This window comes from Paraburkholderia sp., assembly GCF_036488795.1.
GTDB lineage: Bacteria > Pseudomonadota > Gammaproteobacteria > Burkholderiales > Burkholderiaceae > Paraburkholderia.
In genome coordinates, this window is record NZ_DASXHA010000128.1 from 33,834 (window position 1) to 46,470 (window position 12,637).

At 63.4% G+C, this 12,637-nt stretch carries 16 protein-coding genes and 1 pseudogene; 9 read left to right on the forward strand and 8 right to left on the reverse strand.

Annotated features, from left to right (window positions below):
* Window positions 1–19: 19 nt before the first annotated feature.
* From VGH41_RS18430 to VGH41_RS18440, 3 genes and pseudogenes are all read left to right on the forward strand, one after another.
* The gene (locus tag VGH41_RS18430; protein WP_414696681.1) at window positions 20–2,044 is read left to right on the forward strand and encodes a sigma-54-dependent Fis family transcriptional regulator; all 2,025 of its coding nucleotides are present in this window, start codon (window positions 20–22) and stop codon (window positions 2,042–2,044) included.
* A gap of 38 nt (window positions 2,045–2,082) precedes the next feature.
* Window positions 2,083–2,502, forward strand: a pseudogene (locus VGH41_RS18435) (VIT1/CCC1 transporter family protein); the annotation flags it as partial.
* Window positions 2,503–2,571: 69 nt separating this feature from the next.
* Complete coding sequence (locus VGH41_RS18440; RefSeq protein WP_331598956.1) at window positions 2,572–2,886, forward strand: 2Fe-2S iron-sulfur cluster-binding protein; 315 nt, start codon at window positions 2,572–2,574, stop codon at window positions 2,884–2,886.
* 64 nt (window positions 2,887–2,950) lie between these two features.
* On the opposite strand, the gene cysC is transcribed toward VGH41_RS18440, so the two are convergent.
* The 7 genes from cysC to VGH41_RS18475 all read right to left on the reverse strand — a co-directional run bounded on the left by cysC (window position 2,951) and on the right by VGH41_RS18475 (window position 6,215).
* Window positions 2,951–3,535 (reverse strand): adenylyl-sulfate kinase, encoded by a 585-nt coding sequence (gene cysC, locus VGH41_RS18445; protein WP_331598957.1) that lies wholly within the window; start codon window positions 3,533–3,535, stop codon window positions 2,951–2,953.
* A 513-nt stretch (window positions 3,536–4,048) separates the two neighbouring features.
* The gene (locus tag VGH41_RS18450; RefSeq protein WP_331598958.1) at window positions 4,049–4,258 is read right to left on the reverse strand and encodes a hypothetical protein; all 210 of its coding nucleotides are present in this window, start codon (window positions 4,256–4,258) and stop codon (window positions 4,049–4,051) included.
* Between the two features lie 97 nt (window positions 4,259–4,355).
* Window positions 4,356–4,550, reverse strand: coding sequence for a YqaE/Pmp3 family membrane protein (locus VGH41_RS18455; protein ID WP_331598959.1), 195 nt, complete (start codon window positions 4,548–4,550; stop codon window positions 4,356–4,358).
* Between the two features lie 58 nt (window positions 4,551–4,608).
* Window positions 4,609–4,800: a DUF1653 domain-containing protein gene (locus VGH41_RS18460; protein WP_331598961.1), complete on the reverse strand. Its 192-nt coding sequence runs from the start codon at window positions 4,798–4,800 to the stop codon at window positions 4,609–4,611.
* 110 nt (window positions 4,801–4,910) lie between these two features.
* Window positions 4,911–5,552: a helix-turn-helix transcriptional regulator gene (locus tag VGH41_RS18465; protein ID WP_331598962.1), complete on the reverse strand. Its 642-nt coding sequence runs from the start codon at window positions 5,550–5,552 to the stop codon at window positions 4,911–4,913.
* Window positions 5,553–5,619: 67 nt separating this feature from the next.
* Complete coding sequence (locus tag VGH41_RS18470) at window positions 5,620–5,970, reverse strand: type II toxin-antitoxin system ChpB family toxin (protein ID WP_331598963.1); 351 nt, start codon at window positions 5,968–5,970, stop codon at window positions 5,620–5,622.
* Entirely contained in the window at window positions 5,964–6,215 is a 252-nt protein-coding gene (locus tag VGH41_RS18475; protein WP_331598964.1) for an AbrB/MazE/SpoVT family DNA-binding domain-containing protein, read from the reverse strand. The genes VGH41_RS18470 and VGH41_RS18475 overlap by 7 nt, the downstream gene beginning before the upstream one ends.
* Window positions 6,216–6,494: 279 nt before the next feature.
* Between VGH41_RS18475 and VGH41_RS18480 the strand changes: the two genes are divergently transcribed.
* The 6 genes from VGH41_RS18480 (at window position 6,495) to VGH41_RS18505 (ending at window position 11,928) form a co-directional block, all read left to right on the forward strand.
* Window positions 6,495–7,739: an FAD-binding oxidoreductase gene (locus VGH41_RS18480; protein ID WP_331598965.1), complete on the forward strand. Its 1,245-nt coding sequence runs from the start codon at window positions 6,495–6,497 to the stop codon at window positions 7,737–7,739.
* A gap of 146 nt (window positions 7,740–7,885) precedes the next feature.
* On the forward strand, window positions 7,886–8,104 hold the full coding sequence (locus VGH41_RS18485; protein WP_331598966.1) for a hypothetical protein: 219 nt from the start codon (window positions 7,886–7,888) through the stop codon (window positions 8,102–8,104).
* Window positions 8,105–8,638: 534 nt separating this feature from the next.
* Window positions 8,639–8,920, forward strand: a complete 282-nt coding sequence (locus tag VGH41_RS18490; RefSeq protein ID WP_331598967.1) for a hypothetical protein — start codon at window positions 8,639–8,641, stop codon at window positions 8,918–8,920.
* A gap of 169 nt (window positions 8,921–9,089) precedes the next feature.
* Window positions 9,090–9,362 (forward strand): translation initiation factor IF-1, encoded by a 273-nt coding sequence (gene infA / locus VGH41_RS18495; protein ID WP_042325066.1) that lies wholly within the window; start codon window positions 9,090–9,092, stop codon window positions 9,360–9,362.
* A gap of 834 nt (window positions 9,363–10,196) precedes the next feature.
* A complete protein-coding gene (locus tag VGH41_RS18500) occupies window positions 10,197–10,772 on the forward strand; it encodes an ANTAR domain-containing response regulator (RefSeq protein WP_331598968.1) in 576 nt (191 codons plus the stop codon).
* A gap of 10 nt (window positions 10,773–10,782) precedes the next feature.
* Entirely contained in the window at window positions 10,783–11,928 is a 1,146-nt protein-coding gene (locus tag VGH41_RS18505; protein WP_331598969.1) for a CmpA/NrtA family ABC transporter substrate-binding protein, read from the forward strand.
* 263 nt (window positions 11,929–12,191) lie between these two features.
* Here VGH41_RS18505 and VGH41_RS18510 read toward each other — a convergent pair whose 3' ends face one another.
* Window positions 12,192–12,560 (reverse strand): BON domain-containing protein, encoded by a 369-nt coding sequence (locus tag VGH41_RS18510; protein ID WP_331598970.1) that lies wholly within the window; start codon window positions 12,558–12,560, stop codon window positions 12,192–12,194.
* Between the last annotated feature and the right edge of the window lie 77 nt (window positions 12,561–12,637).

Below are 12,637 nucleotides of genomic sequence, written 5' to 3' on the forward strand. Positions count from 1 at the left end.
ATCCAACCGGAGACACGCAGTGACTCAAAGTCCAGGCACGCCCTCTACGGCTCCCCTGGCTGGCCGCCCGCCCTCTGGCCAGCCGGACCTGATTGCGCAAGCTCACGCGCGTTCGCTGCAAGTGGGACTGCGCGCAAGCGAAACCCCGGATTTCCATCCGTTGCGCCAACTTGCGCTGCGCGATCTGGTCGAACGCAATCAATCGCTGTACACGCACGCGCTACCGGTAATGGAAACGCTGCACGCGCAGATCGTCGATACCCAGAGCATGGTGCTGCTCACCGACGACCACGGCGTGATCCTGCATAGTCTCGGCGACAGCGATTTCGTCGAGAAGGCCAATCGCGTCGCGTTGTGTCCGGGTGTGTCGTGGGCCGAGGCCGATCGCGGCACGAATGCGATCGGTACCGCATTGGTCGAGGGTCAACCCACCGTCGTCCATGCCGACGAGCATTTTCTTCACGCGAATCGCATTCTCACCTGCTCATGTGCGCCCATCGTGGATCCGTACGGCCGCATGATCGGCGCGCTCGACGTCAGCGGCGACACGCGCGGTTTTCACAAGCACACTCTGGCCCTCGTGCGGATGTCGGCGCAGATGATCGAGAATCACCTGTTTTCCAACCAGTTCGCCGACGCCGTGCGGATCCATTTTCACGCACGCGCCGAATTCATTGGCACCTTGTATGAAGGGCTTGCGGCGTTTGCGACCGACGGCACGTTCCTGTCGGCGAACCGTAGCGCGCTGTTCCAGTTGGGTCAGCCGCTCGTGCAGTTGCAGCGCCAGACGTTCGAGGCCTTGTTCGGCACCGCGTTTCCTGCGCTGCTGCAGCAGACGCTGCGCGCGCCCGGCGACTGTACGACGCTGACGCTGCCAAGCGGCGTGCGCGTGATTGCGCGCGGCGAATACACGGCGCCTCGTGCGCTCGTGCCGGCCGCGGCGCAATTCAACGGGCGCCCTGGTACGGCGCCGTGCACGCGCTCCGTCCGGCCTGCCGAACGCGAAGTCACGCTCGCTTCGCTGGACACCGGCGATATGCAAATGGCCGCGATTCTGCGCCGCGTCGAAAAGGTCCGCGGCCGCGACATTCCGATCCTCGTACTCGGCAAGACCGGCACCGGCAAGGAATGGCTCGCGCGCGCCATCCATCAGGATTCGCCGCGCGGCGCGGCGCCGTTTGTCGCGCTCAATTGCGCGTCGCTGCCCGACACGCTGATCGAAGCGGAACTGTTCGGCTACGAGGACGGCGCGTTTACCGGCGCGAAAAAGCGGGGCAGCGTCGGCAAGATCGTGCAGGCGGATGGCGGCACACTGTTTCTCGACGAGATCGGCGATATGCCGCTTGCGCAGCAGGTGCGGCTCATGCGCGTCCTGCAGGAGCGCAGCGTGGCGCCGCTGGGCAGCACGCGGGCGATTCCGGTGGACCTGCGCATCATCTGCGCGACCCACCGCAACCTGCGCGCGATGATCGAAGCCGGCACGTTCCGCGAGGACCTGTACTACCGGATCAACGGCCTTGTCGTGACGCTGCCCGCGCTCAGCGAACGAAGCGATCTGCCTCGCCTGGTGGCGCGCATACTCGAAATGCACGGCGAAAGCGAGCGGGTGCCGTCGCGCGTTTCCGCCGCCGTGCTCGAACGTTTCACCCAATGCCGCTGGCCCGGCAATCTGCGCCAGCTGGCCAACGTGCTGCGCACCGCGGGCATCATGGCCGAAGGCGCGCAGGAGATTGATCTCGAGCATCTGCCGGATGATTTCCTGCACGACTGCGGCGCCCCGGACAGGATGCAGGCGGCCCGGCCAGTGGACACTCCGCATGCGGCGGCCAGCACGCACGAAACCGGGCAGCCGCGGCAGCAAAATCGGCCGCATCCGCCGCATGAACGGCCGCCTGCGTCGCCCGTGCGCATGGAGGATGTGCGCACCACCCTGATCGAGCAGACCCTCGCGCGCCATCACGGCAATGTGTCGGCGGCGGCTCGCGAACTGGGCCTCGCGCGCAACACGGTCTACCGCTATCTGCGGCTTGGTCGCATTCATTGATGGCTGGATTGCCGGACACGCGTACGTCAATTAGAAGCCTTGTGAAAGCCGCGCAGATCGCCAATGCCGAGGCGTGGCACCAGGGCGCGGCGTCCGGCAACGATCTGCGCGCAGCCGTGCTCGGCGCAAACGACGGCCCCGTGTCCAACTCTGTCTGATCATGGGCGTGGCCGGCGCGGGCACGGGCACGGGCAACAAAGCGATCCTGCTGACCGGCCTGGCCGGGCTGGTTGCGGGCGCTTGTTCGATGGCGCGTGGCCGCATGGCGTTGCCGCGATCGTTCAGTGCGTAGCGTTCAGCGGACTCGGACTGGTGGCGGTGGGTATGTCGACGTCTTTGTTCAACGGACCAATGGACGCGGCGCGCCTTTTTCAGCCTTGCGGCAGATCGTGATCGGCCTGATTGCAGCGGCGTTGACGTTTGGCGTCGGACGTCTGCAGGGCGTATCGATTTCGTGAGCCCTGGAAGGCGGTGCGCAGAGACGGTGAGTCTGGGTTATCGTGGCAGGCCTGCTCCCGACTGAAACCATGTCCGATATCACTGCCCCCTTCTCGGTGCGCATCGAACCGCTTGGCCGCACTTTCGAAGCACCCGCTTCGCTGACCCTGCTCGAAGCCGCCGGGTTCGCCGACCTGCGCCTGCCGCGTTCGTGCCGCAACGGAACCTGCCGCACATGTCTGTGCCGCCTCGTCAGCGGCGCGGTGTCCTATACGATCGAATGGCCCGGCCTTTCGCGCGAAGAAAAAGCAGAAGGTTTCATCTTGCCCTGTGTGGCAATCGCGCAGTCGGATCTGGTGATCGAGGTTCCGGACGCGCTGGAGATTGGCGCGCCGCGGGGTTAAGCGCACGACATCGACCAAGGTTTTCGCCCGCTTTCGGGGTACGCTTTCGGCCTACGAATTCGGCCTACGAATTTCGGGCTCCGGTTTGCGCGACCGCCGCGCGCACGCTTTTCCCCAGACGCAACACGATGGTAGCGACCGCGCTTTCGACCCGGCTGCGCGCGGTTTCGATCACGAGGTCAGGGTTCACCGGTGCCTCATATGGCGAAGACACCCCCGTGAACCCCGCGATCTTGCCGAGCCGTGCCTGGGCGTACATGCCTTTCGGATCGCGCTGCGCGCAGACCTCGGCCGATGCCGAGATAAATGTTTCGAGGAAACCGCCGCCAATGATCTCGCGCGCCAGTTCCCGCTGCACCGCCAGCGGCGAAATGGTCGCCACGACGACAAGGTGACCTGATTGCTGGAAAAGCCTCGCAACGTGCGCAATCCGGCGCACGTTTTCGATGCGGTCGGCGTCCGAAAACCCGAGGTCGGAACACAGTCCCTCCCTGAGCGTGTCTCCGTCGAGCACCACCACCTTCGCGCCTTCGTCCAGCAGCGCAGCCTGCAGCGCCCGTGCAATCGTGCTTTTGCCGGCTCCGGGCAAGCCCGTCATCCACACGACCGGCAGGTCCTCTGCGCGGTTGAATCCATCATTTGCATTCATCGAAATCGCATCCTCGCTATGTGGTCCTACTTTAACGTTTGCGGATGAATTTTCCGTAGCTTAAAAAACAAACCGTTTTTACAGAAGATTTCGCCATGGCCCGATCGCAAGCGGCTACGACACTGGGCCGGAATGAGGAAGACAGAATTGCACAATGCCATGACTTCGTTCGTTCGCGTGACTCGAACACTGTGTTGCCGTTTCGGGTGATTTTCTATCCTGGATAGCGGGCTACACTGACGGCACTGCACCATCCCGAATACGATCATGCTGCTCGCATTTTTTATCCTGTCGCCAATCGGCATACTCGCGCTGATTGGATTCGCGCGTCGCATCAACCCGATAACCGGACACTTCAAGGACACCGAATAGCAGAGAGCGGAGTTCGCATCGCGGGATTCGTTTGCGTGTCGTCGCAAGTTGCGGGCGCGCCGCATGGAATGTAAAAGCTGCTACCGTCGAATCCATTTTTTGCAAAACGCCGCGGCAAAGCGCGCCGCCAACCGGATCGCGTCAAGCGCGCCGGTCGCTGTCCGGGCGCGGCGGCTCGGCTGTGCTACCGGTCAGGAATGGCTCGAGTCCGAACAGCCATGCAAAGCAGAATGTGACGCGAGTGAGCGGTCGCGGCGGGACGGGCTGCGCTTCGCCGGCGAGCTCCGGCGGCGTGACGGGAGGCCCTGAGCGGGATGCGGCGTAGTCGGCAATCGTGTGGTTTGGGCGCATGGTGGTTCTCGTTATATTCTTCGGTAGCCTGACTTAGCAAACACCGTGCCTTACGAGACCAGCCTGCGCCCATAACCACTGAGGTGGGCCGCTGAATCTATCGCCGCGAACCGAATGCCCGCTCGATTTTCTTGTCCGTCGTGTACTGGCTCAGCGCGTACACCGACCAGATTGCGGCCGGAATCCAGCCAATCAGGGTGATCTGCAAAATCAGGCAGAGGATGCCGGCGAACGGGCGGCCGATCGTGAAGAACTGAAACCACGGCAGGATGATGGCAAGCAACAGGCGCATGCAGATTTCCTTATGAGGTCCGGCTGGCCGGCATGGACCTGGGACCCGGCTGGCAGGATCAGTTGATGGGAGCGAAGCGCTGCACCTTCACGCCTTCGTGCTCGATCAGCTCGAAAAAAACCGAGGCGGGACGCGTCCAGATCGTACCATTCGCGGCTCGATACACGACCATCGTGACGCTGGGGTCCGACTCGAGCGTCGCTTCGCAAATCACTTCGTAGATGCCGCCTTTGTAGTGTCGATAGCGCACGGCTGGGTCCTTGTGAGTGTGATGACGGTTAAGATTTTTGTCGTTTGAGGCAGTTGACCCCGCGCGACAACTCAACGCGGGCTGGCCGCGTGAGTTGGCCGCGCGACAGCTCAGCCGCCCTCTTTCATTTGCTTCAGATGTTTGTAGACCGTCGCGCGCCCCATGCCTAGCACCGCTGCAACATAGTCCGCCGAACTCCGGCCGCGAAACGCACCTTGTGCATACAAGGCCTCGACCAGTTCGCGACGGTGTTCGCGCGTCAGATTGTTGAGCCCGATCTGACGCTCGCTCAGCCAGCCATGCAAAAAGGTATTGATACGGTCCTGCCAGTCGTCCCTGAACAACTCTTCAGGCGGTGCCGCGACGCCCGCGCCTTTGATGAACAGGTCGAGCGTGGCGCGCATGTCCTTGAATACGGCAATATTGAAGTTGATGGACATGATGCCCACGGGCTGCCCGTCATCGTCAACCAGCACAGTGCTGACGCTGCGCATGCGCCGGCCGTCCCAGTTGACCTTCTCATAAGGACCGATCAGGCGTTCGCCCTCTGGATATTCCAGCTCTTCGAGCGGCGACTCGTCGCCCACCTCGAGTTTCGACAGATTATTCGCGAGGTACAGCACGGTTTGATCGTGCAGGTCGTGGATGATGACTTCGGCGTACGGAAACAGCAGCGCGGCAATGCTATCCGCGATGGGCGCATAACGCGTCAGCAGCAGGTCTTTGACAACTGAATCTTGCTTCTTGCGCATGGGAAATCGCAACCTTCGGTATGAGGACGCCACGCCGCCCGGGCGAGCGGTTTTGGTGGGATGGATCTTAGTCCAGCAGCGTGTGCAGCCGGGCGAGCACTTCGTCGACGACGACTGACGGCGCGCGTTCGATACGCTTCGCCTCGCGCGCCTGCAAGTCGAGCGGGCCCGCCAGATTCGCAAGCACCACGCCTTGAGTTGCCGTGCCGGAGCCGGCGAGCGGTACCGCGAATCCCGCAAACCGCGCATAGTCGGCGCCTTGCGCAATGGGCGCAACCAGCGCCATACCCAGCGCGTTGAAGGCCGCTGGCGACAGCACCAGCGCCGGACGAACATCGCCCTGCTGCTCGCGCCCGGCTGTTCGATTCAAGCTCACACGCACGATGTCCCCACGCTCGAATTTCGGCCGCCTCACCATATCTCGTGGCCCGCTGGAGCCCTGTTGTTCCATGCTTCGGCATCGCCCGGGAGCGGCGCCTTCGGATCGCACTGGGCGATCAGATCCGCGAGCGCATATCTATGCCGAGCAGGCCTGAGCATTACGCCCTCCGGCAGCACTTCGACTTCGAGCTTGTCGCCCAGCGCCACGCCGAGTTGCTCGAGCAAGGTTGCCGACAGGCGGACTGCGGCACTGTTGCCCCATTTCTGGATTGAGATTTCCACGGCAAGACCCCATGCACTTTGAGTAGACTCATTGTAGATACGCGGCCAAGCCATCGTCAAGCCGCTGTATCTACATTGTTTAGCCTGACGGGATCCCTGGCCGAACCGCTGGTCATGCGCGACGAAGACTGCACGTCGCCGTGCCGGCATTATCAACGCGCCCTGATTGCGAATTCACCGGTCTATGCTTTAGAGTCACACGCTTCGCACTGCATGCATGCGCCATTACGGCAGCCGGCGCAAACCGGTTCAGTCGCAACCAGAACGGCTCGGGAGACCATGGATTTCGACGTCATCGTGTTGGGCGCCGGCATTGTCGGCGTGTCTTCGGCGCTGCACCTGCAGGATCGCGGCCGGCGTGTCGCATTGATCGACCGGCGCGGCGCTGGCGAAGAAACCAGCTTCGGCAATGCCGGACTGATCGAGCGTTCGTCGATCGTCCCGTATGGAATGCCGCGCAAGCTCGGTACGCTGCTGCGCTACGCGCGCAACCAGTCCACCGATCTCTATTGGGACTACAAGGCGCTGCCCGCCTTCGCCAGCTGGCTTGCGCGCTACTGGTGGGAGTCTTCGCCACCGCGCCTCGCGGCTGCCGCGCGCGACATGCTGCCGCTGATTCGCCACAGCGTCACCGAACACGACGCGTTGATCGCGCGGGCGGGTGTGAGTGAACTGGTGCATGACGGCGGCTGGATCGAAGCCTTCCATCACCGCGCCACATTCGAGCGTGAGGCCGCGGACGCAGAAATCGCGGCACGTGAACATGGCTTGCGCATGGTTGCGCTCGACGGCGCTGCTTTGCGCGCGCGTGAACCGGCGATTGGCGAAGGTTTCTGTGGCGCGCTGCATTGGCTGGATCCGAAGAGCGTCGCCAATCCCGGTGCCTTGACCCAAGGCTACGCGCGCCTGTTCGAAGCCGGCGGCGGCACATTCCTGAATGGCGAGGCCACGACGTTGCGAGCGGAACACGGCGCGTGGACCGTCGAGACGGCGCAGGGACGCGTCAGCGCCAAAGAAGTCGTAGTGGCCTTGGGTCCATGGTCCGATACGGTCTTCGCACCACTCGGCTATCGCATCCCGTTACGCGGCAAACGCGGTTATCACATGCACTACCAGCCGGCCCGCGCCATGCTGTCGGTGCCTGTCGTAGACAGCGAACAGGGCTACGTGATCGCGCCGATGGAAGGTGAACGGCTGCGCCTCACCACGGGCGTCGAGATCGCGGTGCGCGGCACGCCGCCCACCGGCGTCCAGCTCGAACGCGCCGAGCGGCTGGCGAGGCCGCTCTTCGGCCTCGGTGCGCGACTCGATGCGCAGCCATGGCTCGGCATGCGCCCGTCCACGCCGGACATGCGCCCGGTGATCGGGCCCGCGCCACGCCATCCTGGACTGTGGTTTGCATTCGGCCACAACCACCACGGGCTGACGCTCGGCCCCGTCACGGGACGCCTGCTCGCGGAAATGATGACCGGCGCCACGCCGTTCACCGACGTGCGTCCCTACCGCGCCGAACGCTTCGAGTGAGGCGCTGACCCCGTGCGGGGGCCGCGCGCCTCGGTCTACGTGCTCCGGGAGACACGCCGGGCTGCGAACACCAGCGCATTTTTGTCCGCTTGGCGGGCAGACTTTTGTCGTGCGATAAAAGTCTCATCCATTTCACGGAGCAACCGATGGCCACGCTCGAAGCCCTTCGCGCAGTGCTTGACGATCAAGGCACGCCGGAGATCATCCGCAATCACATCATCGATTCATTGCAGTACACGCTGCGCAATCACGGCCAGATTTTCACGTCGAAGGAAGTCGAATGGCTGGCGGACTGGGATGACGCCCGCATACCGCTCGCCGCGTCGCGCGAACTGCAAAAACGCACCGCGGAAACCACCCGATAACGCCCCATAAAACCTCCGGTAGCCCGCCGCCCTTCTCCAATAAGGCGCTCGCTTCATTGAGCATGCCTCACCAGCCCTCTCCGGCCACCGGCTGGCGGTCCGTCGGTGCTCGTCCGGCAGTTTTTGCTATCCAATCAGCCCTATTTAGTGCATCATATTGGAATAGCTGTATTCCGCTTCTGCAGTACCGGCAGCATTGAGGGACATCCCTGCGGGCTATCCCTCGGGCTTCTCCGCACCACCCCCGACTGTTCGACCGCTGCTCGTCGGCGATCCCGTCATTCCGGCAATGCGCAGCACGCATTCGCCGTCGCGAGTTGTGCAGCTTTTCATGCGCCTGATGTCCGCGCGACATTAGCGTGTTTCTTCTCCATCGAATCCGCGATTTTGCGCGGCTGCGCTCAAGCCCATGATCATCGGGCCTGTGCCACTCTTTTCCATGGCGGCGCGCCCCAAGGTGCTGCGCCGCCGGGTCTGTCTTGCCGCGCGTAACACGCGTGACATGCCAGCCACGTATTACAGGACGAGTACTTTATGAATTCAGTTGTCAAGACCTACAAGGGCTACGAAATCCACCCGCTCGTGTATCCGCGCCGCCCTGCAGACGGCACGACCAGTCGCAACGCAGACGCCGGCTATGACGCTTCGGTGCGGATCTGCCGCGTCGGCGCCAACGCGGCGGCAGACGGCCGGGTGTTTCGCCTGCCCTATCTGTGGCCGTTCGAAGGCACGGGTAAGGCCCGTATTGCGTGCATGGCGCACGCAGAACAATTGATCGACGGCCGGGTTGACGGCCAGTCGGTAGCCGATCTTTGATCAGCCAGCGCGCGGCCAACAGCGCGACACGTGCGCGATCGCACGTCCTCTCCGGGCGTGACGCGCAGTTCCCTTCTCTGCGGGCGCGCCGTTTGAGCGCCCGTCCTACCGCATCACCGGCTTTGCCGTTAAGCAAAGCCCCCTTTATCCCATCGACCAGGAGTTATGCATGGCGAAAGAAGAACTGCTTGAACTTGACGGTATCGTCGACGAAGTACTTCCGGATAGCCGTTACCGCGTGACGCTCGACAATGGCGTCGTGGTTGGCGCTTATGCGTCCGGACGCATGCGCAAGAATCACATTCGCATTCTCGCGGGCGACCGCGTGACGCTCGAATTGTCGGTCTACGATCTGACCAAAGGACGGATCAATTTCCGTCACAAGGACGAACGCGCCTCCGGCGGCGGCGGCGCCCGCAATACGCAGTTTCGTCGTCGTTAAACCGTCGACATCCGCCGTCCCAGTGACGGCCGCTACCCGCTAGCGTAGCTTTTCGCGCGCCTTCTCCGGCAACAGCACGCCAGAGCGGCGCGCAGCGGGGTCGCAGCACCGCCGGGCTGTTCACTGGCCTCGTTCGAGGTCTCCAGCATCGGTTGTCTCATCCGTCGCATCAGTGCTTCGTCGACACGCGAACGCGGCCCAGCCAGCGTAGACGTGCCGGCAAGCGGCTGTGCTGCCGAAAGCATCGGCGGCTAACTGTTCTCAATCTCCGCGCTGGATTTCCCGAACGACATGTCGTAGCCATCGTGCCGGATAGGTTCGCCCAACTTCTCCTGCACAACTTTCCCGCCCACCGTTAAACACCCTCAACGCGCGGCCGACCCAGCCATTGCCCAACAGCAACCGCCCGCCTGGGTGCCGGGACTCGCGAATTGCACAGCGGTCATCTGGACGACGCGCATTGCTTGCGCCAGTTCGGTGCGCGCCGATCCGGCGCGCACCGCTGCGGCTCATTCCGGATTGCCACGGCGCGGCGGTATCCGCTCCTTTGCAAACCTCTGCACGGCTTTGGAGCAACTGGCACCAAGCTTGCTTAATATTGAACTTGCCCCTGCAACGGGGCGGTGCGGTGCGGTGCGGTGCGGTGCGGTGCGGTGCGGTGCGGTGCGGTGCGGTGCGGTGCGGTGCGGCATGAATGGTAACGGCGCTTCGAAGATACCGCTACGGCCCCCACTTGAACGGCATCGCAGGCGCGCAGCCGCGACCCTTCCCCTCTTTAACGCCCGCCAAAGCTCGCCCCGAAAACAATCCAATGCCGTCGACTTCAGCCCAACCATGCTGCGCGTATTGCTCGTAACCGACACCGACAAACCGATTGGCGATCTGCGCGACGCCCTTGCGCGGCTCGGCTACGACATGCTGGCCGGTACCGCCACGCCGCACGCGCTGCACCGTATGGTCCAAAGCGAACGGCCGGACGTGATCATCATCGACACGGAATCGCCGTCGCGCGACACGCTCGAACAACTCGCGGTGATGAACGCCACCGCGCCGCGCCCTGTGCTGATGTTCAGCAACGACGCCAATCAACAGTTGATCCGCGACGCGGTCGGCGCCGGCGTGACGGCCTATCTGGTCGAAGGCCTCGCAACCGAACGGCTTGCGCCGATTCTCGAAGTGGCGCTCGCCCGCTTTGCGCAGGAATCGCAATTGCGCGAACGGCTCGCGCAGGCCGAAAACGAACTGGCCGAGCGCAAGCTGATCGACCGCGCCAAACGTCTGCTGATGGATCAGCAGAGAATGACCGAACCTGCCGCTTATGCGAGCCTGCGCAAGCGTGCGATGGACCAGGGCATCAAGCTGGCCGAAGTCGCACGGCAGATCGTCGTGGCCGCTGATACGCCCAAATGAAGCCTGGCTTATGAACCAACCCGCTCCCCTTACCCAAACGTCCGCGCCGGCGCTCGAAAAAACCCATCTGCGGCTCGGCTTCGTGTCGCTCACTGATGCGGCACCGCTCGTCGCCGCGAAGCTGCTGGAGTTCGGCCATGCCCATGGCCTGACGCTGGAGCTGGCGCGCCAGCCGTCGTGGGCCGCGTTGCGCGACAAACTGCTGGCGGGCGATCTGGACGCCGCTCACGCGCTCTACGGCCTCACGTACGGCGTGCAACTCGGCCTGGGCGGTCCGCAAACGGACATGGCCGTGCTGATGGTACTCAACCGTAATGGCCAGGCCATCACGCTGTCGAACCGTCTGGCGCATGCCTTCAGCGAACATCGCACGCTGCCGCAAGCGCTCGCCACACTCGGCCGCAAGCCCGTCTTCGCGCAGACTTTCCCCACCGGCACCCATGCAATGTGGCTGTATTACTGGCTGGCGGCGCAAGGCGTGCATCCGTTGCGCGATATCGAAAGCGTGGTGATTCCGCCGCCGCAGATGGTGGCGGCGCTCGCCGAGGACCGGCTCGACGGCCTATGCGTGGGTGAACCGTGGAATACGGTTGCACAGGCGCGCGGCGTCGGACGCACGATCGCCTATAGCAGCGAAGTCTGGCCCGATCACCCGGAGAAAGTGCTGGCCTGCCGGCGCGATTTTGCAAGCCGTCATCCACACACGGCGCGAGCGCTGGTGCAGACCATGCTTGAAGCGTGCCGCTGGCTGGACGGCGCCGGTCATCGCAGCGAGATTGCGCGCTGGCTCGCGCGGCCGGACTATATCGGCATCAATGAAGCGTTGATCGCCGAGCGGCTCGGCAATGACACCGCAGCGTCGGCGCCCGGTCGGCTACCCGTGCGCTTCTTTGATGACGGGGCGGTCAACTATCCCCGGCCAGCCGACGGCGTGTGGTTTCTCACGCAATACGAGCGTTGGGGCATGATCCGGCCGCGCGGTGATTACCATGAGATTGCGGCTGCAATCAATCAGACGGACTTGTATCGCGATGCGGCGACGCGCATGGGCATCGCCATTCCGTCCGATGATGTGTCGCAAGTTCTGATCGACGACCGGGTTTGGGACGGCAGCGATCCGGCCGCCTATCTCAAAGGCTTCGGCATCCACGCATGACACGCGCCAGACCATCGCGCGCGTCCGGTTTTGAAGTTTGGGATGCTGCGACGCAACGCCATCCAGCGGGCGGTGTCGTTTATCGAATGATCGGCATCCGGCCAAGGATGCCCGTGACGTTTCTGAAAGAGACAAGCGCGAGCGCCGCCTTGAATGGGTAGCGGCGGCAAGCCTTGTCTCTTCAGTCGTTCCGCAGCCAATACCCTGTGGAATCCTGAGATTCGATTCCTCCGTTCGGCGCGGTCGTGCTGCCTGCTGGCCACTTAGCCGTTGCCGCCGTGAAACAGCGAGAGCTTGTTGTTCACGGACGTCACACCCGAGACACCGCGCGCGACCTGTTCGGCCTGGCTGATCTGGTCCCCGCTTTCCACCGTGCCGGACAAGGTCACCGCGCCGCTGCGCGCCTTGACGAACACGTTCGAGACATCAAACCCCTGGGCTTTGGCTAGCGCCTTGCGTACGGCACGCGCGAGCGTCCGGTCCGCTTTCGAGGCCGCCTTCTTCGACGCGGGGGTGGGCGCGGAGTCCATGTTGGCCATTGCATCGCTGGATTGCGCGTAAGCGTAAAGCGGCATGGCCAGCGCCGCGCTCAGACACAGGGCGCTCACGCTCAACATTCTGACTGTCTTCATCTTCTTCTCCTGTCTTGTGCTGCAAGTGTGCGAGATATTCACCATGAATGCGCGCACGGATGGGGCGGCAAGCCTAT

Coding starts and splice junctions, on each gene's coding strand:
- VGH41_RS18440 (WP_331598956.1), top strand. CDS start 2,572: ATGTCCGATATCACTGCCCCCTTCTCGGTGCGCATCGAACCGCTTGGC.
- cysC (WP_331598957.1), bottom strand. CDS start 3,535: ATGAATGCAAATGATGGATTCAACCGCGCAGAGGACCTGCCGGTCGTG.
- VGH41_RS18450 (WP_331598958.1), bottom strand. CDS start 4,258: ATGCGCCCAAACCACACGATTGCCGACTACGCCGCATCCCGCTCAGGG.
- VGH41_RS18455 (WP_331598959.1), bottom strand. CDS start 4,550: ATGCGCCTGTTGCTTGCCATCATCCTGCCGTGGTTTCAGTTCTTCACG.
- VGH41_RS18465 (WP_331598962.1), bottom strand. CDS start 5,552: ATGCGCAAGAAGCAAGATTCAGTTGTCAAAGACCTGCTGCTGACGCGT.
- VGH41_RS18470 (WP_331598963.1), bottom strand. CDS start 5,970: ATGGTGAGGCGGCCGAAATTCGAGCGTGGGGACATCGTGCGTGTGAGC.
- VGH41_RS18480 (WP_331598965.1), top strand. CDS start 6,495: ATGGATTTCGACGTCATCGTGTTGGGCGCCGGCATTGTCGGCGTGTCT.
- VGH41_RS18485 (WP_331598966.1), top strand. CDS start 7,886: ATGGCCACGCTCGAAGCCCTTCGCGCAGTGCTTGACGATCAAGGCACG.
- VGH41_RS18490 (WP_331598967.1), top strand. CDS start 8,639: ATGAATTCAGTTGTCAAGACCTACAAGGGCTACGAAATCCACCCGCTC.
- infA (WP_042325066.1), top strand. CDS start 9,090: ATGGCGAAAGAAGAACTGCTTGAACTTGACGGTATCGTCGACGAAGTA.
- VGH41_RS18500 (WP_331598968.1), top strand. CDS start 10,197: ATGCTGCGCGTATTGCTCGTAACCGACACCGACAAACCGATTGGCGAT.
- VGH41_RS18505 (WP_331598969.1), top strand. CDS start 10,783: ATGAACCAACCCGCTCCCCTTACCCAAACGTCCGCGCCGGCGCTCGAA.
- VGH41_RS18510 (WP_331598970.1), bottom strand. CDS start 12,560: ATGAAGACAGTCAGAATGTTGAGCGTGAGCGCCCTGTGTCTGAGCGCG.